The 24185-nt window shown below is 38.7% G+C and carries 26 protein-coding genes; 6 read left to right on the top strand and 20 right to left on the bottom strand.

Annotated elements, in window-relative coordinates; all coding sequences use genetic code 11:
• The first annotated feature begins 36 nt into the window (after nucleotides 1–36).
• Entirely contained in the window at nucleotides 37–1083 is a 1047-nt protein-coding gene (locus AYS37_RS02430; protein ID WP_000647352.1) for an AI-2E family transporter, read from the top strand.
• Nucleotides 1084–1222: 139 nt separating this feature from the next.
• On the opposite strand, the gene AYS37_RS02435 is transcribed toward AYS37_RS02430, so the two are convergent.
• The 20 genes from AYS37_RS02435 to AYS37_RS02530 form a co-directional block, all read right to left on the bottom strand.
• Nucleotides 1223–2095, bottom strand: a complete 873-nt coding sequence (locus tag AYS37_RS02435; protein ID WP_000188565.1) for a radical SAM/SPASM domain-containing protein — start codon at nucleotides 2093–2095, stop codon at nucleotides 1223–1225.
• A gap of 29 nt (nucleotides 2096–2124) precedes the next feature.
• A complete protein-coding gene (gene ychF, locus AYS37_RS02440; RefSeq protein ID WP_000524642.1) occupies nucleotides 2125–3225 on the bottom strand; it encodes a redox-regulated ATPase YchF in 1101 nt (366 codons plus the stop codon).
• 1 nt (nucleotide 3226) lies between these two features.
• Nucleotides 3227–4717 carry a leucyl aminopeptidase gene (locus tag AYS37_RS02445; RefSeq protein ID WP_000912862.1) on the bottom strand — a complete coding sequence of 497 codons (1491 nt, stop codon included), beginning with the start codon at nucleotides 4715–4717 and terminating at the stop codon, nucleotides 3227–3229.
• A 47-nt stretch (nucleotides 4718–4764) separates the two neighbouring features.
• Entirely contained in the window at nucleotides 4765–5343 is a 579-nt protein-coding gene (locus tag AYS37_RS02450; protein ID WP_000393402.1) for a DedA family protein, read from the bottom strand.
• Between the two features lie 14 nt (nucleotides 5344–5357).
• Nucleotides 5358–5897 (bottom strand): adenine phosphoribosyltransferase, encoded by a 540-nt coding sequence (gene apt, locus AYS37_RS02455; protein WP_001006098.1) that lies wholly within the window; start codon nucleotides 5895–5897, stop codon nucleotides 5358–5360.
• A gap of 57 nt (nucleotides 5898–5954) precedes the next feature.
• Nucleotides 5955–6287 (bottom strand): hypothetical protein, encoded by a 333-nt coding sequence (locus AYS37_RS02460; RefSeq protein WP_000495089.1) that lies wholly within the window; start codon nucleotides 6285–6287, stop codon nucleotides 5955–5957.
• Between the two features lie 44 nt (nucleotides 6288–6331).
• On the bottom strand, nucleotides 6332–6793 hold the full coding sequence (gene rpiB / locus AYS37_RS02465; protein ID WP_001039811.1) for a ribose 5-phosphate isomerase B: 462 nt from the start codon (nucleotides 6791–6793) through the stop codon (nucleotides 6332–6334).
• 20 nt (nucleotides 6794–6813) lie between these two features.
• On the bottom strand, nucleotides 6814–7512 hold the full coding sequence (locus tag AYS37_RS02470) for a site-2 protease family protein (protein WP_001159334.1): 699 nt from the start codon (nucleotides 7510–7512) through the stop codon (nucleotides 6814–6816).
• A gap of 8 nt (nucleotides 7513–7520) precedes the next feature.
• Entirely contained in the window at nucleotides 7521–8393 is an 873-nt protein-coding gene (gene lepB, locus AYS37_RS02475; protein WP_000670669.1) for a signal peptidase I, read from the bottom strand.
• A complete protein-coding gene (gene folD / locus AYS37_RS02480) occupies nucleotides 8394–9266 on the bottom strand; it encodes a bifunctional methylenetetrahydrofolate dehydrogenase/methenyltetrahydrofolate cyclohydrolase FolD (protein ID WP_001874531.1) in 873 nt (290 codons plus the stop codon).
• 80 nt (nucleotides 9267–9346) lie between these two features.
• Nucleotides 9347–11392, bottom strand: coding sequence for an LTA synthase family protein (locus AYS37_RS02485; protein ID WP_000803611.1), 2046 nt, complete (start codon nucleotides 11390–11392; stop codon nucleotides 9347–9349).
• A gap of 5 nt (nucleotides 11393–11397) precedes the next feature.
• Nucleotides 11398–11952, bottom strand: a complete 555-nt coding sequence (locus AYS37_RS02490; RefSeq protein ID WP_000470507.1) for a 3-deoxy-d-manno-octulosonic acid hydrolase subunit 1 — start codon at nucleotides 11950–11952, stop codon at nucleotides 11398–11400.
• A 6-nt stretch (nucleotides 11953–11958) separates the two neighbouring features.
• Complete coding sequence (locus tag AYS37_RS02495; protein WP_000433784.1) at nucleotides 11959–13077, bottom strand: 3-deoxy-d-manno-octulosonic acid hydrolase subunit 2; 1119 nt, start codon at nucleotides 13075–13077, stop codon at nucleotides 11959–11961.
• Nucleotides 13053–14072 (bottom strand): dihydroorotase, encoded by a 1020-nt coding sequence (gene pyrC, locus AYS37_RS02500; protein ID WP_000406749.1) that lies wholly within the window; start codon nucleotides 14070–14072, stop codon nucleotides 13053–13055. Before pyrC ends, AYS37_RS02495 begins: the two co-directional genes overlap by 25 nt.
• A 2-nt stretch (nucleotides 14073–14074) precedes the next feature.
• Nucleotides 14075–15037: an energy transducer TonB gene (locus AYS37_RS02505; protein WP_001114811.1), complete on the bottom strand. Its 963-nt coding sequence runs from the start codon at nucleotides 15035–15037 to the stop codon at nucleotides 14075–14077.
• Nucleotides 15021–15902: a hypothetical protein gene (locus AYS37_RS02510; RefSeq protein WP_000645364.1), complete on the bottom strand. Its 882-nt coding sequence runs from the start codon at nucleotides 15900–15902 to the stop codon at nucleotides 15021–15023. Before AYS37_RS02510 ends, AYS37_RS02505 begins: the two co-directional genes overlap by 17 nt.
• Nucleotides 15899–16270: a flagellar motor switch protein FliN gene (fliN, locus tag AYS37_RS02515; RefSeq protein ID WP_001115284.1), complete on the bottom strand. Its 372-nt coding sequence runs from the start codon at nucleotides 16268–16270 to the stop codon at nucleotides 15899–15901. The genes AYS37_RS02510 and fliN overlap by 4 nt, the downstream gene beginning before the upstream one ends.
• 81 nt (nucleotides 16271–16351) lie before the next feature.
• The gene (gene nth, locus AYS37_RS02520; RefSeq protein WP_001874532.1) at nucleotides 16352–17002 is read right to left on the bottom strand and encodes an endonuclease III; all 651 of its coding nucleotides are present in this window, start codon (nucleotides 17000–17002) and stop codon (nucleotides 16352–16354) included.
• A 2-nt stretch (nucleotides 17003–17004) separates the two neighbouring features.
• Entirely contained in the window at nucleotides 17005–17235 is a 231-nt protein-coding gene (locus AYS37_RS02525; protein ID WP_000174127.1) for a FeoA family protein, read from the bottom strand.
• A gap of 1 nt (nucleotide 17236) precedes the next feature.
• Nucleotides 17237–20170 (bottom strand): DUF3971 domain-containing protein, encoded by a 2934-nt coding sequence (locus AYS37_RS02530; RefSeq protein WP_025445967.1) that lies wholly within the window; start codon nucleotides 20168–20170, stop codon nucleotides 17237–17239.
• On the opposite strand from AYS37_RS02530, the gene mltG reads away from it, so the two are divergent.
• The 5 genes from mltG to AYS37_RS02555 all read left to right on the top strand — a co-directional run bounded on the left by mltG (nucleotide 20088) and on the right by AYS37_RS02555 (nucleotide 24112).
• Nucleotides 20088–21083: an endolytic transglycosylase MltG gene (gene mltG, locus AYS37_RS02535; RefSeq protein ID WP_000208858.1), complete on the top strand. Its 996-nt coding sequence runs from the start codon at nucleotides 20088–20090 to the stop codon at nucleotides 21081–21083. The genes AYS37_RS02530 and mltG overlap by 83 nt on opposite strands.
• 177 nt (nucleotides 21084–21260) lie before the next feature.
• On the top strand, nucleotides 21261–21602 hold the full coding sequence (locus AYS37_RS02540) for a 4Fe-4S dicluster domain-containing protein (protein WP_001096895.1): 342 nt from the start codon (nucleotides 21261–21263) through the stop codon (nucleotides 21600–21602).
• A complete protein-coding gene (locus AYS37_RS02545; RefSeq protein ID WP_001206874.1) occupies nucleotides 21602–22729 on the top strand; it encodes a 2-oxoglutarate synthase subunit alpha in 1128 nt (375 codons plus the stop codon). Before AYS37_RS02540 ends, AYS37_RS02545 begins: the two co-directional genes overlap by 1 nt.
• A gap of 1 nt (nucleotide 22730) precedes the next feature.
• On the top strand, nucleotides 22731–23552 hold the full coding sequence (locus AYS37_RS02550) for a 2-oxoglutarate ferredoxin oxidoreductase subunit beta (RefSeq protein ID WP_000885323.1): 822 nt from the start codon (nucleotides 22731–22733) through the stop codon (nucleotides 23550–23552).
• Nucleotides 23552–24112, top strand: coding sequence for a 2-oxoglutarate:acceptor oxidoreductase subunit OorC (locus AYS37_RS02555; RefSeq protein ID WP_000388033.1), 561 nt, complete (start codon nucleotides 23552–23554; stop codon nucleotides 24110–24112). Before AYS37_RS02550 ends, AYS37_RS02555 begins: the two co-directional genes overlap by 1 nt.
• The last annotated feature ends 73 nt before the right edge of the window (nucleotides 24113–24185 follow it).

Consider the following 24185-nt stretch of genomic DNA (forward strand, 5'->3'; position numbering starts at 1 on the left):
TGATAATTTTTGGTTCAGTTTAATGGGGATAATTTCATGAAAGCTCAGTATTTTTTTTGGATTCTTTTTTTGATTGGTTTTTATTGGATGATCTATTTGTATCAAGATTTTTTAATGGATGCGCTGATCGCTGGGCTTTTGTGCGTGGGGTTTTTTCAAGTGAAAGTTTTTTTAGATAAGCGCTTTTTCAATGTTGTCAGTTCGTTTTTATGCGTTTTGGTTTTAGCGAGCGTTTTGATCGTTCCGTTGTATTTTATTGTTTATAAAAGTTCTAATATTATTTTTGAAATCAATTTTGAAAAATTTTCAGCCCTAATCAAATGGCTTAAAGGGACAATCACTGAAAATTTATCGCATTTTCCTACCATTCATGATGGAGCGAGCAAGTTTTTAGAAAATTTTAGTGCCGCTTCCATCACGGGCTATTTGTTGAAAATAAGCAGCTATGTGGGAAGATACAGCTTGAAACTCATTACAGACGCTTTGTTTATCTTGGGGCTGTTGTTTTTCTTTTTTTATTACGGGGAGAGATTTTATCGTTATTTTTTGGGGGTCTTGCCTCTTGGAATCAATCAAAGCAAAAAGATTTTTGAAGAAGTGGCTGGGATTTTACGCATCGTGCTTTTAACTTCTCTCATCACGGTTATTTTAGAGGGCGTGGCGTTTGGGGTGATGATCGTATGGTTTGGGCATGACGGCTGGTCTTTAGGGATTTTATACGGCCTAGCGTCTTTGGTGCCGGCTGTTGGGGGGGCTTTGATTTGGATCCCTATAGCGATTTATGAACTTTATCATGGGAATGTGAATGAGGCGATATTTATCGCTTTGTATTCTATTTTATTGATTAGCGTGCTGATTGATAGCGTGATCAAGCCAATTTTAATCGTCTTCATCAAAAAAAGAATTTTTAAAACCACCCTTAAAATCAATGAAATGCTGATTTTCTTTTCCATGATTGCTGGGATTTCACAATTTGGTTTTTGGGGGATCATTGTGGGGCCTACTATCACGGCGTTTTTTATTGCGTTACTGCGATTGTATGAAAATTACTTTATCCAAAACGATCAAAAAGCATGCGAATGATATAAGCCCTATGCTCACAACGAAATTTTTAAAAATGATATATAAGAGTGAGAAATAACCATTCTTATGAAGAATTTTCAAACACCTCATTCAATGCGAATGCAAATTTAAACCCATATCATCTTAATAGATACAAATTTTATTTTTTATAACGAATGAGAGGGTAGGAGCAGTTTTTGCATAAAAGCTCTAACGCTTCGCCCTTTAAAAAATGGGTTTTGATAGCCATAGCTTTTTGGCTCTTTAAAATATCTTTTAGGGGCGTATGGTTTAAATCGCCAAGGTTGATATGAGCTTGCGTGTCCATGCAGCACGGCACGACAACGCCATTAGATAAAATAGCGACTTGCTTGATCAAGCCGTAACAATAGGGGATTTTTGATTCCTGGTTTAAAGGATTTTGGGCGTTCAAATTCGGCCATTTAAAGGTTTTTTGGATATTCAAAAAACTTTTTTTAAACAAACGAGCGCGCCCTTGCGTTTTTAAACCCTCTAAAGAAACACATTCAAAGCTTTCTAAAAAAGGCTTGATCAAATTCTGGTGTTTCTCAAGGGTGCTGTCTTGAATGCGTAAATTCAAAAACACTTCGCTGTTTTTTTCACATTTGTAGCGGCAAAATTCTAAAATTTTTTGGATGTAGCGGTGCTGGTTGATTTTGTTGCGATTGTCTAGCCCTGCGTCCAAAGAAATAGAAATTTGATAGATTGCATCGTGTAAAAGCGTCTCAAAATCGTGCCAATACACCCCGCTAGTAACCAAATCCACTTTCAAAGAAAAGCGTTTAGCGGTGCTTAAATAGCGGTTTAAATTTTTGAGTTTGCAAGGATCGCCTAAAACATGCAAGGTGATGATTGGGGTTAAGGGGGCCGCTTCTCTACAAATTTTTTCAAACAATTCCAAAGGCATCACGCCTCTGATATTTTTGGGGTTAGGGCAAAAACTGCATTGCAACCCGCAAATATCGCTTAATTCTATATAGATTTTTTTAAAAAGTTTCTTGTTGGGTGTCAATTCTTATGAGAAAATAGTAACGAAACAGACTAGACATTGAAGCGAAAATGCAACACATCGCCATCTTGAACGATATAATCCTTACCTTCAATGCGTAACGCTCCCTTTTCTTTCGCTCCGGCTTCGCCCTTATAAGCGATAAAATCATCATAACTGATGGTTTCAGCTCTGATAAAGCCTTTTTCAAAATCCTTATGGATCACCCCAGCAGCCACGGGTGCACTAGAGCCTTTTTTAATCGTCCATGATCGCACTTCCTTGACCCCAGCGGTAAAATAATTGATCAAACCTAATTCCTTAAAACTCAAACGAATGGTCTTTTCTAGTCCGCTTTCTTCTACACCTAAACTTTGCAAAAATTCTTTGACTTCATCTCCACTCATAGAAACCATTTCTTCTTCCAATTTAGCGCACAAGGCAACAAACTCGCTATTTTGGGCTTTCGCATGGTTTTTGACTTTTTTGGCATGCTCATTGAGTGCGTTTAAATCTTCTTCGCCCACATTAGCGACGTAGATCATTTTTTTATGAGATAAAAAACGCAATTCCTTGTCCAATTCTAAAAAAGCCTCGCTTGTATTCAAGGGAAAAGTTTTCGCCGGCTTTAATTCTTCTAAATGCGTTTTTAAACTCAAAGCGCATTCTAAAAGATTTTTAGCGTCTTTTGAGCTTTTTAGGGCTTTTTGCAAGCGATCGATCCTTTTGTCTAAAGTGGCAATATCCGCTAAAATCAACTCCAATTCAATGGTCTCTATATCATTCAAAGGATCAATCTTGTCGTTCACATGCGTGATATTGTCATCTTCAAAACAGCGCACCACTTGCAAGATCACTTCGCATTCCTTGATATTGGCTAAAAACTGATTGCCTAAACCCTCCCCCTTGCTCGCTCCCTTAATCAATCCGGCAATATCCACAAATTCCACCACAGAATGCAAAATGCGTTCAGGCTTTACGATTTGAGCCAACGCATCAAGCCGCCTATCAGGCACATTCACGATGGCTTTATTGGGTTCAATGGTGCAAAAAGGGTAGTTCGAACTTTGGGCGTTTTGGGTTTTAGTGAGCGCGTTAAAGGTGCTGGATTTGCCCACATTAGGCAAACCCACAATGCCTACAGACAAGCCCATTTCAAGCCTTTTTCAAAAGCTCTTCCACAAAAGCTGTGCATGCTCTCACGCCAGCCCCACTCGCTCCAAAGCTATTCACATCCCATTCTTTTTCCACATAAGCAGGGCCTGCAATGTCAATGTGTAGCCATTTGTCTTTAAATTCATCTCTAATAAATTCATTTAAAAACAAGCCCGCTGTGATCGCACCGCCATAGCGTGAAGAAGAAATATTGCACACATCAGCGATTTTAGATTCAATCAATTTCTTTAAATGGCGGTTAAAGGGGAGTTTGGCTAATAATTCACCGGATTCTAACCCCGAAGTTTCAAAGAGGTTTTTTAACTCTTCATTATGCCCCATGATCGCTGAAGTGAATTCGCCTAAGCCCACAACGCATGCTCCGGTAAGGGTCGCAAAATCCACGATCACATCAGGGTTTAAATCTTGAGCGTAGCTCAAACAATCCGCTAAAACCAAACGCCCTTCAGCGTCAGTATTACGCACTTCAATGCTCTTGCCTTCTTTAGAGATTAAAATATCATCTGGTTTATAGGCAGCCGGGCCTATCATGTTTTCTGTAGCCCCAATAATGCCATGCACTTCAGCTTCCACGCCCAGTTTGGCTAATGCGTTTAAAAGCCCAATCACCGCAGAGCCACCGCCTTTATCCGCTTTCATGGTAACCATGTAATCGGCCGGTTTCAAGCTCAAACCTCCGCAATCATAAGTCAAGCCTTTGCCCACTAAAGCGATTTTTTTCTTCGCTTTTTTAGGCTTATAAACTAAATGGATCAAGCGAGGAGGATTGACTCCAAGAGAGGCTTTATTGACCGCTAAAAAGGCGTTCATTTTCTTTTCTTCTAAAAATTTTTCATCATGGACATGGATTTCTAAATGGTTTTCTTTAGCCACTTTTTGCGCCACTTCAGCCATATAAACCGGGGTGCCAATCATAGGGGGGGTATTGACTAGATCTCTAACGATATTCAAGCTTTCTGTCATGATTTCAGCGTATTTTAAAGCTTCTTTAGCGCTCTTTTCTAAAGAATTCGTGCAAGTTTTTTCGCAAGGTTTGTGCAATTCTAAAGCGACAATGGCTTCTTTTAAAACGCTTTCTTTTTTGTTGGATTTAAAAGTGTCGTATTCATACAAGCCTAATTTTAAGCCCAAGAACAACGCTTTCAAATTTTCTAAAAGCGCGTTATCTTTAGAATGCGTCCCACAAGTATAAACGCCCACTTTAACGCTTTTAAAAGCGAGTTTCTTAAGGGTGCGAACGGCCAAACACGCGCTCTCTCTCAATAAATGCACATCGTCTTCTTTAACGCCCACATACAGGATTTTATTTTCTTGGTCTAAAAATACGCCTTCGCTTTCGTATTTAAAGGTTTCTAGCAATTCTTTATTTTTGACCCAAGCATGATCAAAATCCTTATTGATAATAAAAACTAAACTGCATTCAGCTTTCGCGTTTTCAAAAGTGGTTTTTTCTAATTTGATTTTTAACATAAAGTCTCCTTTTTTAATTTCATATCTTTCAAGAATTGTATTGCGCTCTAGCGGTTTTTCTTACTATAGTATTGGAAATACCATAAAACCAACGCCAAGAAAGATACTAATAGTAATATTAGCGCATAAGGGTGTTTTTTAAGCCATTCTAACGCATGCAATAACTCTTCTCCTAAATACCACGCTAGAATAATGGTAATGCTCGCCCACACCATCGCACTAATGAGGTTGATGATAGCGAATTTTAAAGCACTATAGCGCGTGAGTCCTATGCTAATGGGAATGATGGTACGCATGCCATACATGTAGCGTTGGATAAAAATGATAAACCAGCCATGTTTTTGCAACAATAAATGGGCTAGGGCTAGTTTTCGGCGTTGTTTTTCTAGCTTTTTTTGGATGTAAGCTTTATTGGTGCGACCGATGTAAAAATAGATCTGATCCCCCACAAAACCCCCAATCCCTGCGACTAAAATGGCTAACCCCAAATGCATATGACCGGTATAGCTGGCAATCCCTGCTAAAATCAACCCAATTTCGCCTTCTAAAATACTCCACCCGAATAAAATGAGATACCCCCAAGTCGCTGCATGCTGATTCCATAAGTCAATGATGTATTCTTCCAAAATTCACCCTTATCCTAGCATTCTAACAAACAAAAGGTTTTCACTCGCTCTTCTAAAAGTTGGATACCCGGTAATTCTTTTAACCCTATCAAAAAGCATGCTTCTATGCATTCAGCTTGTAGGGCTTTGATAAGCTCAAGGCTCGCTAAAGCTGTGCCTCCAGTGGCTAATAAATCATCAATCAACACCACTCTTACCCCCTTAATTCCCCTAAAAGCGTCAGAGTGGATTTCTATGCTATCGCTCCCGTATTCTAAACTATAGCTTTGAGATAAGGTGTGTGCGGGGAGTTTGCCTTTTTTCCTCACAGGCACAAAACCCACCCCAAGCGCATAAGCTAAAGCAGAGCCTAAAATAAACCCCCTCGCTTCAATGCCCACGATAAAGTCTATATTGAGAGCGAGATAGCGTTTTTTGAGCGCGTCAATGAGTTTGTTAAAGAGTTTAGGGTAGTTGAGTAGCGTGGTAATGTCTTTGAATAAAATCCCTTTTTTAGGGTAGTCTTTCACTTCTCTGATGTTTTGTAAAAGTTCTTCTTTGAGCGTTTCATTCATTTTAATTTCCTTTAATATAACGGATTGGTTGTAGAATTTTGGTTTATTATAGCGTTTTTAAAGGAGAGCTTCTATTTTTTGCTCCAATTCTTTAATACGATTTTTATATTTATCCGATTCGCCTTTGTATTCAGAGTTGCGCTGTTTAAGGGCTTTTAATTCTGTTTTTAACGAGCTCATTTCTTGGGTAAGAATATCAATATTGCCTAAAGCCCTTTGGAGTTGCAACTGGTGTTTTTGGATCAAAATTTCAGCTTCTTGTAAGGTGAGCTTCATGGATGCGTTAGTGCGTTCTTGCCGTTTAGCTACGGTTTTAAAAAAGAAAGTACGCACACCCATATAAAGGATAAAAACAATAGCGATAGTGATGATAAACCATTGGGTAAACATTCTATTAAAATATCCTTTTAGCGAAACGATGCAATTATACTACATTAGGTTGATGATTTCAGCGATTCATCTAGTTTTTGGATGCGCAACACATGGCGGCCTTGTTCAAATTCTGTAGAGAAAAACGCTTCTAAAATGCTTTCTGTTACGCCAATACCGCTAATCTTTTCGCCCAAGCACAAGACATTAGCGTTATTGTGCAAGCGAGTCATTTTGGCCATGTAAGCATCAAGGCACAAAGCGGCTCTAATACCCTTAAAGCGATTAGCGCCCATGCTCATGCCTATCCCTGTGGCGCACACTAAAATGCCATAGCTTTGCGGATTTTCTAAGACCTTTTGGCACACTAATTTGGCGTAATCAGGGTAATCCACCCTCATAGTGGGTAAAAAAGCTTGGATCTTAAAACGCTTGTCTTCTAAAAAATGTTTAACAAATTCTGCAAGATGCAACCCTGCATGATCGCTTCCTATAAAAACTTGAGCAATATTCAAAGGCTTATTCATCAGCTCTCCTTGATAAAAGATTAAGAAAGGAGTAAGGAAAATAAAAATCTTGTGGGTGCATGGATAAAAAACTCCGATAAAGGGGGGATAAACAAAAAGACAAACACTACCAACATGCCGTAGCGTTCCATTTTAGAAAACCATTCCAATAAAAACGAACTTTTAAAATGCAACGCTAAAAAGCCTAATGCTTTGGAGCCGTCTAAGGGCGGGATAGGGAGACTATTGAAAACGCCTAAGACAAGATTATAAAGAATGCCTTGAATGAGAAAGGTTACTAAAGCGAGCTGATAAAGATTCAATTCATTGATGCTTAAAGCGTTGATCCCTAGTTTTTGGAAGCTCCAATGCGTGATGGAAGCGAGCAGAACGGCCAGGGTGAAATTATAAACCATCCCGGCTAAACTCACCACTACGCATGCCAAAGAGCCTTTTTGAGAGACAATGTAACGCATATCCACAGGCACGGGTTTAGCCCACCCAAACAAAAAAGGGGCTTGAAAAATGAGTAATAAAGCCGGTAAAAGCACCGAGCCCATCATGTCTAAATGCCTGATAGGGTTTAAACTCAAACGCTTGGCGTCTTTAGCGCTCCTATCCCCAAATAAAAATGCGCTCAAGCCATGCATGATCTCATGCCCTATGATAGCGATCAAAAGGGCTAGGATTTTCATTAAGGTGGTAATAAAACTTTCTAAAGAGAAATCAAAAAATTGCACAAAAAACCTTAATGCGTTGCGTTTTCTTTTTTAATGATTTTTTCTAAGCCTTCAACGCTTTTAAACATGCGTTCCCAACGCACCAGATAGCGTTTTTTAGGGTTATTTTCTGCATCCATTTCCAGGCTATTTTTTAAACTCAAACTGAAATAAACAAACCATGGCGAACCCACGATATTTTTATAAGCCACACTCCCCCAAAAGCGCGAGTCGCTAGAATTGTCTCTGTTATCGCCGATCATGAAAAATTCATCGTCATTGATTTTTTTATAAAACACCTTTTCGCCCTCCATTTGAATGAGTTGCATGCTGATATTAGCTTCTGCGCCTTGAGTGGCTAACTGCTCCATTAAGTGGAAGGTTTCATTGTCTTTTTGGTAATGGATACCCGGATGCTTATTTTTATAAGGGTTTAAAACAAAAATTTTACCCATAAATTCTTTAGTCATAGCATCTGGGTAATGTTTAGCGATGTAAGTTTTGTCCGTGCCGCTCTCAAAAGGGTGCAAATAAAACCCCTCACTAGTGAATAGCACCTCATCGCCCCCAATAGCAAAATTCCTTTTGACATAGTAAGATTTTTTTTCATGGGGAGGGATAAACACCACCACTTCGCCACGCTTAGGGCGATCCCCCTCTATCAAATGCCCGTTATTTTTAAAATCAGGCATAACAGGAAGCTCAATCCATGGGATTTTAGGAATGGGTATGCCGTAAGAAAACTTTTTGACAAAGAGCATGTCGCCCTCATAGAGCGTGCCTACCATAGAGCGAGAGGGAATGATAAAGGCTTGCGCGATAAAAAAGATAACCAACAGCACGATAATGATCGTCCCCACCCAACTGGAGCAAAATGCATAAACAGAGCGTAAAAATTTCATTTAAAATCCCTTCCTTTGTTGTTTTTCAAAAGCGATTAGAGTGTTTTCTAAAAGCGAGACGATCGTCATAGGCCCCACGCCTTTAGGCACAGGGGTGATAAAACCGGCGACTTTTTGCGCGTTGGTAAAATCCACATCGCCCACGATACGCCCATCATTTAAATGATTGATCCCAATATCCACCACTACAGCCCCTTTTTTTAACATGCTCGCTTTAATCAAATCAGGCTTACCCACGCCCACGCAGACAATATCAGCGCTTTGGGTGTAAAAACTAATGTCTTTAGTCAAAATATGGCACACGCTCACGCTAGCCCCAGCGTTTAACATGAGCATGCTTAAAGGTTTTCCAATGATATTGCTCGCCCCAATAATCGCCACATCCTTGCCCTTGATTCCAATATGATAATGCTCTAAAAGACGCATCACGCCCATAGGGGTGGCTGGCAGAAACGATTCTTTTTGAGTGCAGAGCTTGCCGATATTAAGGGGGTGGAAACCATCCACATCTTTGTTTGGGTCAATGGCTTCTAAAACCATTTTAGTATCAATGTGTCTGGGCAAAGGGAGCTGGACTAAAACGCCTGAAATGTTTTGATCGGTATTGTAATCTTTAATGAAGGACAGCAATTCAGCTTCAGTAATATTTTCTTGGAGAGTTTTTAAATCAAAATCCATGCCCACCCTTTGGCATGCTTTGATCTTCATATTGACATAAGTGATACTCGCAGGGTCTTTTCCCACTAAAATCACGGCCAGTTTGGGGCTTTTATGCGTTTGCGCGGTTATTGTTTGGATTTTATTTTTCAAATCTTTTTCTATATCATAAGCTAACGCTTGCCCATCTAATAAAACAACGCCCCTATTTGGCATGCCCATTTATCCTTTATATAATTAAAATCCTATTATTGTAGCAAAAATCATGCGTTTAATGGAATTAAAAACTCAGTTTGTCAATCTTTAAGATTAGCCCCATGATAGAGCAAGTAGAAACTAAGGGCTTTCAAAGATTCTAATTGCTGATAAAACTTAGAAGCTTCTATTTTGTCGTTTTGTTTCTTGTCGTTTTGTTTATCCTCTGGCTCTTTAGGGTTTTCATTCAAATACCTTAACCCTGAACTTGGGTTATAAAAATAATCTTTAGTAGCGATCGCTTCATAGCCTAGCGCGTAATTGGGGTGGCTTGGAGGGTTTGTTGTATTGTTAGAAAATAAGGGCTTCCCGAAACTCACGAATTGAAAGCCTTTAGGGGCGACTAATTCAATAATTGTAGGGGCGATGTCTAAATGCGAGCCGACTTGACTGATTTTTTTAGGCTTTAAAGTAGGGGCATATAAAATAAGCGGCACGGATTTAATGGTATATAAATCGTTTTTAGCGTATTCATAGCTCCTGTCAAAGTGATCCCCTGTGATGATAAAAAGCGAATTGGGGAATTTTTGGCTGGCTTTTTTGATGAAATTGACTATCACTTTGTCATACCAGTAAATATGCCCCAAAGAATTAGCGTCCGGTAAATTTTCTGATTTAGGGGTTTTTTCCACAAATTGTTGGATTTTTTCTAAAGGCACGCCAAAGGCTTTGAGATTCACGTTTTTGATCGCGTGGTTGCTTAAAGTCATGACCATGCTGAAAGTTTTTTCATGGGGGTTGGTGTTTTCTAAAATATAGTCAAATAGAATATTATCATGCACTCCCCAGTTGCTCTCTATGGGTTTAGGGTAGGGCTTGTTTTTAACAAATGCTAAGAGATGGTTATTGAAATAAAGGGCGTGAAAACCTTGTTTTTTGGTGAAACTCGTGAGTTTGTTCCAAATCCCGCTACCCCCATAATAAAAGTTGTTTTTATAACCTAAAGTTTTTGTGATATTGCCAATCGCCATAGGAAAACTAGGGAGGATCACCCCTGAATTGACTAAGTTATTATCATTGATATAGGGCAAGCCTGTGATCTGAACATCCAGGCTTTTAACGGTCCGTGGGGCGCCTTCAATAAAAGCAGAAAGCATGTAGGCATGTTCTTTTTTAACCAAATCTTGTAAAGCGCTCGTTAGCCCTATAGAATCAAATTTTTTATCAAAATGCCATGAGCTTAAGGACTCTGAAACGATATAGAAAACATGTTGAATGGTTTGAAGAGAATCGTTGTGGCTTGTTTGAGAAAGCAACTCATAGAGGTTGTTTGAAGGGTTCTCTTTAAGATTGAAATAATTTTTCGCCACTTCTAAAGGCGTTTCTTTAGCAAAATCGCTGAATTTAAGGTTATGGCTTTGTCTGTAATTGCGCGCTAAAAGATAAAGGTTGCGAAACGCCCCGGGGGTAATTTTCATTAAAAAAGGATCTTTGGCTGGCTCTATACTGAGATCTAAAGATGCGCCAACAAAGCTCAACTGCGCATTGATGTAAAACATTTGCGTGAGCGAAAAAAGCGCAAATAAAATGAAAGTTTTAAGGGGTTTGGTGATTTGATAAACATTTGTGGGCTTAAAAAGGGCGTTTTGGAGTTTGAAATAGATAAAAGAAATTAAAACGCTAAGGATTACAAAGAGTGAAAAACTAGAAAGAATAGGGTATTCCCCGCTCATTTTTAAAATCGTGAGCGTGTCTTCATGCAAAAATTCTAATAAATTTTCATCAAACACATTCCCATAAATGCCATAATAAACAATGTTCGCAATATTTAAAAACAGGATAATAGCGATAGAAAAACACGCCACAATATTAAGCATTCTGGTTTGGTGTTTAGGGATAAATAACCCCAATAACCCGATGATGATAAAAAGAATCGCCAGGCTTGAAACCACACGATTATCGTATCTTGCCCCATTGAATAGGGTTTTAATGATTTCATCAAAAATAGGGTTTTTTAAAGCATGCTTATAATAGCCAGTATAAAGGATAAAGCCGATACGATTGAACACAAACAACAAGCTCATAAAAAAGGTGAAATAAAAACCTTTTAAAAAGAGCGAAAAAAGGGCATTAGATAAGGGTTTCATAAGCGTTAATACAACCTTTTTTTAGCGAGATATAAAGTCTTAAAAAAGACAAAAAGAAATAATGGGAAATCCAATAAAGAATCCAAGATTTGAAAATTAGAACGCATCAAAAGCGAACTGGATAACGCTACTAAAGCGATCACACCTAATAAGGGGTTGCTCAAAAACAAACTGCCGCAAAAAAGCGCGCTAAAAATAAGAGAAGCCATGAAATGATGGTAGATTGAAAAAGGCAGAAACCCTAAAATATCTGTCAAAAGCAACAGATTGAAAAACAGCATGACGCTATAAGATTGCAAGGTTTCTAAAGGGGGCTTTTTGAGTATATGACAAGAAAAGCTTGCATAAGCAAGGATCAAAAGACAACTAAAGGGGCTTAAGGGGGCTGTAAAACTGCTTAAAAATTCATTGAGCGATAGAGAATCTTTAAAAGCGATATTGCTTAAAATCACGCTTATCAAAGAGAGCGAAAACCTCAAACCCAATGGCTTATTTTTGAAAAAAAAGAAAATTAAAAAAAGCCATGCAAAACTCAGCGTGTAAGAAGAAGGTATAAACATGACTGATTACTTGAGAAGGGATTTTAAATAAGCCATATTGAAACGGATGTGTTTGATGTGAGAGCGGTTATGGGTATAGACAATATCTATAAAATGAGGATTAAGGCTATAGCTTGGGTAACTCACTTCATTGGCTTTGTCTAAAACTTTTAAGGTTTTAAAAGAGTTTGAGTTTTCTAATTTAGAAAGCCAGAGTTCTTTACGACGCAAAGATAAATCGCTAGGGTTGTGGATCAAATACAATATTCCATTTAAATTGAGTAAATTCAAAGAATCATCTAAGTTTTTAAGATTTGTAGAAATGGGTTTTTGCCAAGCGGTGGGGGTCTTGCAGGTTTCTAGCATGAGGCTATCTTTAAAAGAATGGTTTCTAAACGCCATGACAGCGCAGTCTTTAAAGGGGGTTAGGCTTGGCTGGAGCTGGTGGTTTAGGGTATTAGGCCTTAGAAGCTCTCTTGGATTATTTTGTTGGTCAAATTTCAACAACAAGGGGTATTGGGTGGCTAATTCGTGATAGAGCGGTAGCATAAACCCGCCATCAGTGGTGTTTAAAGGCTTATTCCTTACTAAATGGCTCAAATTTAAAAAAGGGCTTAAAGAGAGTTTTCGCGCAAACTTAAAACGAACCGACTCTAAAGCGCTTTCAAATTGATAGATTTTAGAAGTGGCCCACCCGCCCATGCTCACCCCTACGACAAACAACAAAATTTTATCGTCATGCAAAAAAAGCAAGGGGTTACCTAATTTTTTGATGTATTCATGCGAATGATGAGAAAGATCTTCTTTGGTTAAAATAGTGAAGGCTTCGCTCCAGCGATTAGTTTTGCTGTCAAAAAGATTCGCGCTGATTTTCACATCCCTTGCCCCTTCTTTAGTGCCGCTAAAATAAGCGCTCAAGAGATTATCATTAGGCAAGCTGATTAAAGCGCTCGCATGCACGCTTAAAGCGTCATTTGGTTTAGGGATAGTGAGCTGAGTGAAATAGGGGGGGGTTTGAGTAACAAGGGTTTGATTGTGCGTGAAAGCATAGGGGGGGGTTTGATGCGTCATTATAATTAAAAATGAAACGATAAAAAGCCCCACAAAAAAGGCGGCATGTTTTAGGCGATTTCTTGAAGGTTCCAAGATAGCGTTTCGCCCCCTCTTAAGATAGCAATTTTTTCATTCAAGCAAAGCGTGTGTGTAGGGACTATAAAAGGTTTTTTAGACAAACGTGCTTTTTTACTGGGCAAATTTTCTAGCGCGTAGATTTTTTTAGCGTTATCGCTGATAAAGGCTTGCAAGTTTTCTAAAGCGTTGTGTTTTTCAAAAAGTTCACATAACGCAGGCAATAAAATAGGGGCAGAAAAGATGCCCGCCGGGATGCTAGCGCTATGCTTTTTAGAAATGAAATGCGGAGCGCTATCAGAGCCAAAAGAGATTTTAGGGTGGGCTTTTAAAGCAAGGGATAAAAGCCTTTCTTGGTCTTTTTTGGTTTTGATTAAAGGTTTGCAAAAACAATGCGGGTTCAAACTCCCCCCTAATAAATCATCTAAAGTCATGCTGATATGGTGTAAAGTTAAAGTCGCATAGAGGTTGTCATGCTTTTCAATTAAAGCGATACTGCGCCAATCGCTCAAATGCTCTATAATGATTTTGAGTTTAGGGAATGAAAGCGCGAAAGTTTCTAAAACGCTATGGCATAAAAATTCTTTATCCAAACAAAACCCGGCTTGTTCTGCGTGGATGCATAAAATAAAGCCTAATTTTTGGGCGTTTTCTAAAATCTCTAAAGTTTTTTCACCCAACAAATCCGAAGTGCCGTTTTGCGCGTTTGTGGTCATGCCTTTGGGGTAGAGCTTTAAAAACCTGACGCCTTTTTCTTGGGCGCGTTGCAATTCTTCTAAAGTCAAACCATCATTAAAATACAAACTCATTAAAGGCTTGAAGTTTGAAGAATGGTTTAAAATTTCTTCTTCGTATTCAAGGGTGGTTGGAGTGTTGATTAAGGGCTTACTGAGATTAGGCATGATCACTGCAGCGCTAAAAGGCTCGCTAGAATATCTTAACACCGCTTTTAAAAGCGCATTTTCTCGCACATGCAAGTGGGCGTCTATGGGGTCAAAAAGCGTGATTTCCATTTTTAATTGCCCCCTAAGTAATAACGCACTCTAATGCGAATGAGCGTTTTAGTTTTGGGGCGTGGGTAATCCTTATAAGCGATCTGAATTGTCTTTAGGGTGTTGTCATCAAGCATTTTATATTCAGAGCCAATGATGATTTTAAGATCGCTAATATCGCCATTAGGGTGCAAGTAAAACTCTACCGCATTCGTCCCGTCTTGCCCTAAATAAGCCGCTACTTGAGGGTATTCTAAATATTTTTGCGTGATGCGCCCAATATCCCTTAAATTATTCCTGATGAAATCTTTTTCAGCTGTGCCTAAATCCCCAAATTCTTCACCATACAATTCATCAATATCCCTTCTAGTCTGGTTATCCAAGCCTTTATTGTTTTCTTGTCTGGGTGGTGCAACTTCTTTAGGCAAGAAAGAAAGCTGATTGGGGTCAAATTCTTTTTTAACAGGTTTTTTCTCTTCTATTTTTTTCTGTTCTACTTTTTGTTCCACTACTTTTTTCTCTTCTTTTTTCTCCTCTACTACTTTTTTCTCTTCCACTTTTTCCACTTTTTTGAGCGCCTTATGTTTGTGGTTGGGCTTTTTGGGTTCAGGTTTGGGCTTTGGTTTAGGCTCAGGCTTTGGCTTTTCTATGGGTTTTGGTGGGGTTGGCGGAGTAGGGGGTGTGGGTGGGGTGGGGGGTGTTGGGGGTTTTTGAGGGCCAGCTAGCGTGGGTTTAGGAGCACCCGGGGTGTTTTTGCTGGGATCTTGCGAATGGCCTCTTTTTAAAACCAATAAATTTTCAGGATTTAATTTAACGAGCTTGGGTTTTGAAGGAAAAAAATCTTCTCTGTGTTCAAATAAAAAATAAATCAACCAGTGTAATAATACAGACAGAATGAGAGAAAAGAAAAAATTCCTGTTAGAATGATCCACAGGATCAAAATTTTTCCCTAACTTAGCAGGTTGTAGTTTAGAATTTTCCGGCATATAAATTTCCTAATTTTGAATTCTTTATATTATTTTCAGCTTCTTTAATCAGTTCTTCCTTAGATGTTTTTGGGCTTATTTTGTCTAAAAGCAGGCCGTATTTATCGCTCAGTAAGACCAAGTAACGCTCCTTATTAGTCTCTATGGAAATGATTTTATGGTTCGCACCAACACGACCCAAAACACTAACTTCTAACTTAAAATCTTTTGCAGAAAAAGACCCTTGTGTGGGAACAATTTTTTTTTTGATTATATACAATATTAAGAGTAAGGCAGCAATAACCGTTAGTGCCTTATAAGCATGGCTTAAATCCAGTGGGGGTTTTAACTCTAGAGTGTTTAAAGGGCTTTGGGGTTGCTCGTTGGTGTCTTTTTGTGCAAGGTTAGTTTGCTGAGATTTTTCTTTCAAGCTAGGCGGTGGGGCTAAATGAAAACCTTTGGGTAAAAAAAGAAAGCGGAGCCGTTTTTTATCCTTGCTGTTTGAAGCTTGGATTTCTAATTCCATTTTAGCTTTTTTAGACAAGAGGTAGATGTCATTTTGGTAGGAAAACATTTCTAAGGCATTCAAAGAGGCTTCTTTAAAATCCATCATTTTTTTAGAATCCAGTTTAGCGTTTTTTAAAACGATCACTTTTTGGCCTTCAACTTCCATGATTTTAGGCGTTTTGTTAAAAGGCGTTTCAAAAGTGAGCGTGGTTTGCACGGCTTTTATAGGTGGTGTTGCTGAAGCGTTTGAATCAGGTTGGATTTCTTTTAGTGCATTTTGCCAATGAACCAATTTAATGGGGGTGTCATCGTTTAAAGGTATTTTTTCTTCAGCCAATAACATTAAAACAGCACTCAACAATAAAAACAACGCTTTCATGAATTTTTAGCGAGATAATACACAATGGCGTTAGAATCAAGGATTTCATTCAAACGAATGGCTAAATTCCTTTCAAAAACCATCACCTCACCCTTACCAATAACCCGCCCGTTCACAAAAGTATCCACGCTCTCTCCGGCGGGTTTTTGCAAATCAATCACAGAGCCTTTTTCAAAACGCAAAATTTGCAACAAAGGGATTTGCGTAGAGCCAAGTTCTGCGCTAAAAACAATCTCCATGTCTAAAAGATTTTTATAATCGCAGATGAGTTCTTCTAAATAAGTGGAAAGCTCTAGTTCTCTTTCTTTATTCGCTTTCTCTTTTTCTTTTTCGGCTATTTTTAACTTATTAGCTTCTGTTTCTGGCATAAAACTCTACTCTTTCAAGAATGATTTGACTTTGATTATAAAATCTTAATTTTACTATAAATTTTATAACAAATAAAGCCACTACGCCTTAAAGCTAGCTTTAGAAACGCAAAATTCTTTTAAAAAACACGCACCGCATAAGGGGTTTTTAGCTTTGCAGGTGTAGCGGCCAAACAAGATTAAGGCATGGTGGAGTTTGGATAGGTTGTCTTTAAAAAGCTCGCTCAATTCCTTTTCGGTTTTAATGGGCGTGTTAGCGCCACTTAATCCTAATCGGTGCGTCGTGCGGAACACATGGGTATCTACCGCCATATAATTTGCGTCAAAGCACACTGAAAGCACCACATTAGCGGTTTTTTGTCCCACACCATCTAAACTCATCAATTCTTTTTGCGTAGAGGGGATAACGCCCTTAAAATCCCTAACCACTTTTTGCGCCATACTGATTAAATGCTTGCTTTTGTTGTTGAAATACGAAACGGATTTAATAATCTCTTTAACCTCTTCTAAAGAAGCGAGCGCTAAATCGTTCACGCTTGGGTATTTTTCAAATAACTTGGGCGTTATTTGATTCACTCTAGCGTCCGTGCATTGAGCGCTTAAAATGGTAGCCACTAACAATTCATAGGGGTTTTTATGGTGCAATTCGGTGGTTTGGTTGGGGTAATGTTTTAAGAGCAACTCTTTGATTTGTTGGGCTTTTTGGTAAGTTTTAGCGCGTTTTAAACCCATTTTCACACGCTTTCTTTGATGACAAGGTATTGCGCTTCATGGGATCTTAAAGCCACTTGAATGCGGTTGATTTTAATTGAAAGCGTGGCTTTTTTCATAGAATAATGCAAAAGAATGCATTGAACCCCTTCATGGATACCAAAAGAGAGGAAGCGTTTTTTAAGGGCTTCATCGCAGTTAGCGATTTCTACGATTTCATAAACTTTGTCTTTAATGGCTTCATTGAGCGTCATTTTACTTCCTTTTTGATTCAATGTTTTTTTTGATTTCATCCACGATGATGTCAATAGGTGTGAAAATACGGCGCAAGATTTTAAAAGGCGCTTGGATAATATCTGATGCTAAAGTGACTTGAGTTTTAGGTTTATCCAGCGTGCCTTTGACATTCACATTAGTGGTGATTTTACCTCCTTTTCCTAAGACAAGATAGCCCACGATAGGGATTTTATTTAAAACATTACTCAAAGCCTTGATAGTGGAAACTTCTAAATTCAAATCTAATTTGTTTTTGTCTAATTCAATGATCCCATTACCAGCAATATCAAGCGTTTTGCCGATAAGATCAATTTTTTCTAACCCTAAATATTCTTTAGTGATCCCAAAAACAACAGACCCCTTTTTGATTTGATAGCCATTAGCCCCTAAATGAGGGTTCCTAAAGACAATGAGAGAGGGAATGGTGTTGATGAGATTGACCATGTTTTGCATGAGGGCGAAATTCTTTAAGCTTGTGTTTTGGAATTTCAATTCGCCATTGAAAACCTGATCTTCAAGAGCCCCAATAAGCGTGAATAAGCCTCCTTCTACGAAATCTTTTTGGAGGATGGTGTTGATATAATCTCCGCTAAAATTATGAGCCTTAAGATACAAAGCCCCATGCACTAAATCCGCCATGATCATGGCGTTTTTATAATTGCCATCAATTTTCACCCTATCGTCTTGAGCGACAATGTCAAGATTTTCTAAAGGAAAAGGCATTTTTTTATAGATCAGCACGACATCTTTAGCATGGATGCGTGTAGAGATAGGGATAATTTTGTGGGCTTTTTCATAGCGTTGTTTGGCGCTAATGAAAACATCTTCATCTTGGATTTCTTTAGAGCTAGGCTTTTCTTTTCGTTCTTTTGAGAATAATTCCGCAATAGCTGGCATTTTACTATCCAAGAAATCATCAATACTCAAATCAATGTTATTAAGGGTAATATCCTTTTGATCCCCCTTAACTTTTATGGATATGCTTTTGCTTGGAGTATAGACAGAAATTTCATCTTTATTGATAGAACCAAATAAAGAGAGGGAATCAAATTGCTTGCCGTTGCTATGATAGATGGGTAAAGTGATTTTTAAATCCTTAGCAAAAAAATCAATATTAATAAAATCGCTCGTAGAAACTTCTAAAGAGCCATCTTCTAAGGCGAAATATTTCATAATAGGGGAATAGGGCTTGATTTTTTTCAAATCTTTGATCCTAAAAACATAGGCGTTATCCTTAAATTCGCCCTCTAATAAGAGTTGTGGCACGCTCCATTGCATGTGGTTGGGGTTAGAAAAATCAAAATTCAAAGAAAGGTTTTTAAGAGTGTCTCCTGTAGCGTAGAAAACATCTTTAGTGAATTTATCTTCGCTTTGGGCTTTAATGGTGTCTATGATTTTTCGTCTAAAAACCTCTGAGTTTTCACCCTCTTGAATAACAGAATGCAAGCTTTTTAAATCTAAAGAAAATTTAGTAGGCTGTGGGTTATCTTGGGCGTTATTCAAGCCATAAGAACGCATGTTGATATTATTGTTAGTGTTGAATCGTATTTTATGGACTAAAGAATCCAAAGAAAGGGTTTTTTTATTCAAATCTAAAGCGATTTTAGCGTCTAAATCCAGCATGTTTTCATAGCGGGTGTGGGTAGTTTCTATGTAAATGTATTGGTATTCTTGGGTAATATCTAAGCTTATATTAGCGTTTTGCGTATAAAGGGGGATATTATAGAGCGAGAGAGTGCCTTCTTGCAAATTAACATTGCCTTGAACGCTAAATAAGGGGGCGGTGTTTTTCAAGAATTGTAAGGTGAGTTTCAAATCCGCGCTAGATGGCATGCTGATTTTATCCAAAGGTAAAACGACTTTATAAGCGCTCAATAAATCCTTAATGCTATCGCCATAATAATTAGGGGTCGTTTTTAAAAAAATCTCCAACTTGGGGGCTTCTAACAAATTGGAAAAAGTGGCGTAAGAGCCGGTTAATTCCATGGTTTCATAAGTGATTTTTTGGGGCTGTATGAGGAGCTGTTTGTTTTTGAAGATCAATTCGGTTTTATCCATTTTAATGGGCGATAAGCCATCATTAAAAACGACTGAAGGTTTCATCAAAGTGGCTTTAACTACAGAATTTTCCAAAAGCGATGGGACAAACTCGCCAGGAGTGAAATTAGCTTTAATTAAAGCGTTATCAATCTTAAAACTAGCAAATTGGATTTTATCAAAAATCCATGTTTTTAAATTTTTTTGCGATTGGCGTTGGAAAAGAGGCTTTAAAAACGCCAAGCTTTTCATTGGGGAAGTGTTAATTTTTAATTCTATGGTTTTTAAATCGGTTAGCCCTTGCAAATAAATTGCAGCGCTGGGTTCAATTAAAGGCTTGACAATCAAATTGAACGCCATTTTCCTAGCTTTAGGTGAATAGTGGGCGTTGCCATCCACTTGGACTTTAATGTCTTTAAAAAGCAAATTGATGATTTTAAGCTTGATATTTTTATCATCTTCTAGGGAAAATTCCCCTTTGACTCCTGGAAATTCTAACTCGTATTTATTCCCATCAAAAAAGATATTGGCTTTATTTTTATCGTCTAAAATGATTTCTTTGACTTTAAGTTTTTCAAAATAAGACACCGCCCAGATGCCATAACGGATATTTTTAATCAGATCAGAAACTTCTAAACGCTTTTTAGTGGGTTTTTGATGGAAGAAAGAAGAGAGATCAATGCGTTCAACTTCTAAAGAAAGCTTGTTATTGAGTTTTAAGTATAATTCAGAAATGCCAAGCTTCCCGATTTTTAAATTTTGTATGTGAATGCCGTTTGAAAGGGTTTTGTGAATGACGACTAAAAGAGTGAATACTGCCACAAACAAGATAATGACATTAAATACTTTCTTGGATACATGTTTTCTTTTATTCATCAGTATTCTTTTTTATTTAAGTATACCAATTTATCCTAACAAAGTGGTGGTTGTCCCGCAAGGTTCGCTCAAAAAAGTGTTTTTTTCTTTAAAAGAGCAAGGCGTGGATATGAACGCTTTAGATTTGCTTTTTTTACGCTTAATGGGCATGCCTAAAAAAGGCTATATTGATATGGGCGATGGGGCTTTAAGAAAGGGGGATTTTTTAGTCCGTTTGATCAAAGCAAAAGCGGCGTATAAAAGCGTTACTTTAATCCCTGGAGAAACCCGCTATTTTTTCACGCAAATTTTGAGCGAGACTTACCAACTAGAAACAAGCGATCTCAATCAGGCCTATGAAAGCATCGCTCCACGATTGAATGGCGCTGTGATAGAAGATGGGGTGATATGGCCAGACACTTATCATTTGCCTTTAGGGGAGGACGCTTTTAAAATCATGCAAACTTTGATCGGTCAATCCATGAAAAAACACGAAGCTTTAAGCAAACAATGGCTTGGATACTACCATAAAGAAGAGTGGTTTGAAAAAATCATTCTCGCTTCTATTGTGCAAAAAGAAGCCGCTAACACTGAAGAAATGCCCTTGATTGCGAGCGTGATTTTTAACCGCCTAAAAAAAGGCATGCCTTTACAAATGGATGGGGCTTTGAATTATCAGGAATTTTCACACGCTAAAGTAACCAAAGAGCGCATTAAAACCGATAACACCCCCTATAATACCTATAAATTTAAGGGCTTGCCTAAAAATCCTGTAGGGAGCGTGAGCCTAGAAGCGATTAGAGCCGTGGTTTTCCCTAAAAAAACGGATTTCTTGTATTTTGTGAAAATGCCGGATAAAAAACATGCTTTCAGCGCGACTTATAAAGAACATTTAAAAAACATTAATCTTTCTAATAATCATTTTTATGATTAAGGTAAATAGGGCGTTTTTTCTTTTAAATTGAGTAAAAAGTGTTTAGTATTTTCTCATTTTAATTTTAAGTTCCTACTATTAAAGCATTTTAGAATTTATTAAAAAAGGCTTGCTACAATTTTAGGCAAATTTTGATTGCTAGGGCTTTAGAACAGCTTTTAGCACAAAGGAGAATGAATGGCTAAAATGAGCGCTCCAGATGGGGTTGCCGTTTGGGTGAATGAAGACAGGTGTAAGGGTTGTGATATTTGCGTATCGGTATGCCCTGCTGGGGTTCTTGGCATGGGGATTGAAAAAGAAAGGGTGCTTGGAAAAGTGGCCAAAGTAGCCTATCCAGAGAGCTGTATCGGTTGCGTGCAATGCGAATTACACTGCCCGGATTTTGCGATTTATGTGGCTGACAGGAAGGATTTCAAATTCGCTAAAGTTTCTAAAGAAGCCCAAGAAAGAAGCGAAAAAGTTAAGGCCAATAAATACATGCTCTTAGAAGAGACTATTTTAGAAGGGAGAGGCAAATAATGCGTGAGATTATTTCTGATGGGAATGAATTAGTCGCTAAAGCGGCGATTGAAGTGGGGTGTCGGTTTTTTGGGGGCTATCCTATCACGCCAAGTTCGGATATTATGCATGCGATGAGCGTGGCTTTGCCCAAATGCGGCGGCCATTTTATCCAAATGGAAGATGAAATCAGCGGGATTAGCGTGTCTTTAGGGGCGAGCATGAGCGGGACGAAGTCTATGACAGCGAGCTCTGGGCCTGGTATTTCATTGAAAGTGGAGCAAATCGGTTATTCTTTCATGGCGGAAATCCCTTTAGTGATCGCTGATGTGATGCGTTCAGGCCCATCAACCGGAATGCCCACTCGTGTGGCTCAAGGCGATGTGAATTTTTTAAGACACCCCATACATGGGGATTTTAAAGCCGTTGCGCTCGCTCCTGCTAGTTTGGAAGAAGCTTACACAGAGACCGTTCGCGCGTTTAACTTGGCTGAAATGCTCATGACTCCTGTATTCTTGCTCATGGATGAAACCGTGGGGCATATGTATGGCAAGGTGCAAATCCCAGATTTAGAAGAAGTGCAAAAGATAACCATTAATCGTAAGGAATTTGTAGGCGATAAAAAAGACTACAAGCCTTATGGAGTCGCGCAAGACGAGCCGGCTGTCTTAAACCCTTTCTTTAAAGGTTATCGCTACCATGTTTCAGGTTTGCACCATGGGCCTATTGGCTTTCCTACTGAAGACGCTAAAATCGGTGGGGATTTGATTGACAGATTATTTAATAAGATTGAATCCAAGCAAGACATTATCAATGAAAACGAGGAAATGGATTTAGAGGGCGCTGAAATTATTATCATCGCTTATGGTTCGGTTTCTCTAGCGGTTAAAGAAGCCTTGAAAGATTACCATAAAGAAAGCAAGCAAAAAGTCGGCTTTTTCAGGCCTAAAACCTTATGGCCAAGCCCGGCTAAACGCTTGAAAGAAATAGGGGACAAATACAAAAAAATCCTTGTGATTGAATTGAATAAGGGGCAGTATTTAGAAGAGATTGAAAGGGTTATGCAAAGAAAGGTGCATTTCTTTGGGCAAGCCAATGGGCGTACGATTTCGCCCAAACAAATCATCGCAAAGTTGAAGGAGCTTTAAAATGGCGTTTAATTATGATGAATATTTGCGTGTGGATAAAATACCCACTTTGTGGTGCTGGGGCTGTGGCGATGGCGTGATTTTAAAATCCATTATCCGCACGATTGACGCTTTAGGTTGGAAAATGGATGATGTGTGTTTGGTGAGCGGGATTGGTTGTAGCGGGCGCATGAGTTCGTATGTGAATTGCAACACCGTTCACACCACGCATGGTAGGGCTGTGGCGTATGCGACAGGGATTAAAATGGCTAATCCTAGTAAGCATGTGATCGTGGTTTCTGGCGATGGCGATGGCTTTGCGATTGGAGGCAATCACACCATGCATGCGTGCAGAAGAAACATTGATTTGAATTTTATTTTAGTGAATAATTTCATTTATGGTTTGACTAACTCCCAAACTTCGCCCACCACGCCTAATGGCATGTGGACGGTTACGGCTCAATGGGGCAATATTGACAACCAATTTGACCCATGCGCTTTAACTACCGCCGCCGGGGCGAGTTTTGTCGCTAGAGAGAGCGTTTTAGACCCTCAAAAATTAGAAAAAGTGCTTAAAGAAGGTTTCTCGCACAAGGGTTTTAGCTTCTTTGATGTCCATAGCAATTGCCACATCAATTTAGGACGCAAAAATAAAATGGGCGAAGCGTCTCAAATGTTAAAATGGATGGAAAGCCGGTTAGTGAGCAAACGCCAATTTGAAGCCATGAGCCCTGAAGAAAGGGTGGATAAATTCCCTACAGGCGTTTTAAAGCATGACACGGACAGGAAAGAATATTGCGAAGCGTATCAAGAAATCATTGAAAAAGCACAAGGAAAACAATAATGGAAGCGCAATTACGATTTACGGGCGTTGGAGGGCAAGGCGTGCTGTTAGCGGGGGAAATTTTAGCTGAAGCTAAGATTGTGAGTGGGGGCTATGGCACCAAGACTTCCACCTACACTTCGCAAGTGCGTGGAGGGCCCACTAAGGTGGATATTTTGCTAGATAAAGATGAAATTATTTTCCCTTATGCTAAAGAGGGCGAGATTGATTTCATGCTTTCAGTCGCTCAAATCAGCTACAACCAGTTTAAAAGCGATATTAAACAAGGCGGTATCGTTGTCATTGATCCCAATTTGGTAACCCCTACTAAAGAAGACGAAGAAAAGTATCAAATTTATAAAATCCCCATTATCAGCATCGCTAAAGATGAAGTGGGTAACATTATCACGCAATCTGTGGTAGCGTTAGCCATTACCGTGGAGCTGACTAAATGCGTAGAAGAAAATATCGTGCTAGATACTATGCTTAAAAAAGTCCCTGCAAAAGTCGCTGAAACGAACAAAAAAGCCTTTGAAATTGGCAAAAAACATGCTTTAGAAGCTTTGAAAGTTAGGGCTTAATGGCTCTAAACTCTTGTTTTGAATTGATTTTCTTAATAAATTTTTGAGAACTTGATTACGATGGGATCAATAT

The sequence above is a fragment of the Helicobacter pylori NQ4053 genome (assembly GCF_000274605.1).
Lineage (GTDB): Bacteria > Campylobacterota > Campylobacteria > Campylobacterales > Helicobacteraceae > Helicobacter > Helicobacter pylori_CV.

Bases quoted from the DNA above. Each gene is read 5' to 3' on its own strand.
- AYS37_RS02430 (WP_000647352.1), top strand. From the start codon at position 37: ATGAAAGCTCAGTATTTTTTTTGGATTCTTTTTTTGATTGGTTTTTAT.
- ychF (WP_000524642.1), bottom strand. From the start codon at position 3,225: ATGGGCTTGTCTGTAGGCATTGTGGGTTTGCCTAATGTGGGCAAATCC.
- AYS37_RS02445 (WP_000912862.1), bottom strand. From the start codon at position 4,717: ATGTTAAAAATCAAATTAGAAAAAACCACTTTTGAAAACGCGAAAGCT.
- apt (WP_001006098.1), bottom strand. From the start codon at position 5,897: ATGAATGAAACGCTCAAAGAAGAACTTTTACAAAACATCAGAGAAGTG.
- AYS37_RS02460 (WP_000495089.1), bottom strand. From the start codon at position 6,287: ATGTTTACCCAATGGTTTATCATCACTATCGCTATTGTTTTTATCCTT.
- rpiB (WP_001039811.1), bottom strand. From the start codon at position 6,793: ATGAATAAGCCTTTGAATATTGCTCAAGTTTTTATAGGAAGCGATCAT.
- lepB (WP_000670669.1), bottom strand. From the start codon at position 8,393: ATGAAATTTTTACGCTCTGTTTATGCATTTTGCTCCAGTTGGGTGGGG.
- folD (WP_001874531.1), bottom strand. From the start codon at position 9,266: ATGCCAAATAGGGGCGTTGTTTTATTAGATGGGCAAGCGTTAGCTTAT.
- AYS37_RS02485 (WP_000803611.1), bottom strand. From the start codon at position 11,392: ATGAAACCCTTATCTAATGCCCTTTTTTCGCTCTTTTTAAAAGGTTTT.
- AYS37_RS02490 (WP_000470507.1), bottom strand. From the start codon at position 11,952: ATGTTTATACCTTCTTCTTACACGCTGAGTTTTGCATGGCTTTTTTTA.
- pyrC (WP_000406749.1), bottom strand. From the start codon at position 14,072: ATGGAAATCACGCTTTTTGACCCCATAGACGCCCACTTGCATGTGCGA.
- AYS37_RS02505 (WP_001114811.1), bottom strand. From the start codon at position 15,037: ATGCCGGAAAATTCTAAACTACAACCTGCTAAGTTAGGGAAAAATTTT.
- AYS37_RS02510 (WP_000645364.1), bottom strand. From the start codon at position 15,902: ATGAAAGCGTTGTTTTTATTGTTGAGTGCTGTTTTAATGTTATTGGCT.
- fliN (WP_001115284.1), bottom strand. From the start codon at position 16,270: ATGCCAGAAACAGAAGCTAATAAGTTAAAAATAGCCGAAAAAGAAAAA.
- nth (WP_001874532.1), bottom strand. From the start codon at position 17,002: ATGGGTTTAAAACGCGCTAAAACTTACCAAAAAGCCCAACAAATCAAA.
- AYS37_RS02525 (WP_000174127.1), bottom strand. From the start codon at position 17,235: ATGACGCTCAATGAAGCCATTAAAGACAAAGTTTATGAAATCGTAGAA.
- mltG (WP_000208858.1), top strand. From the start codon at position 20,088: ATGACGACTAAAAGAGTGAATACTGCCACAAACAAGATAATGACATTA.
- AYS37_RS02530 (WP_025445967.1), bottom strand. From the start codon at position 20,170: ATGAATAAAAGAAAACATGTATCCAAGAAAGTATTTAATGTCATTATC.
- AYS37_RS02540 (WP_001096895.1), top strand. From the start codon at position 21,261: ATGGCTAAAATGAGCGCTCCAGATGGGGTTGCCGTTTGGGTGAATGAA.
- AYS37_RS02545 (WP_001206874.1), top strand. From the start codon at position 21,602: ATGCGTGAGATTATTTCTGATGGGAATGAATTAGTCGCTAAAGCGGCG.
- AYS37_RS02550 (WP_000885323.1), top strand. From the start codon at position 22,731: ATGGCGTTTAATTATGATGAATATTTGCGTGTGGATAAAATACCCACT.
- AYS37_RS02555 (WP_000388033.1), top strand. From the start codon at position 23,552: ATGGAAGCGCAATTACGATTTACGGGCGTTGGAGGGCAAGGCGTGCTG.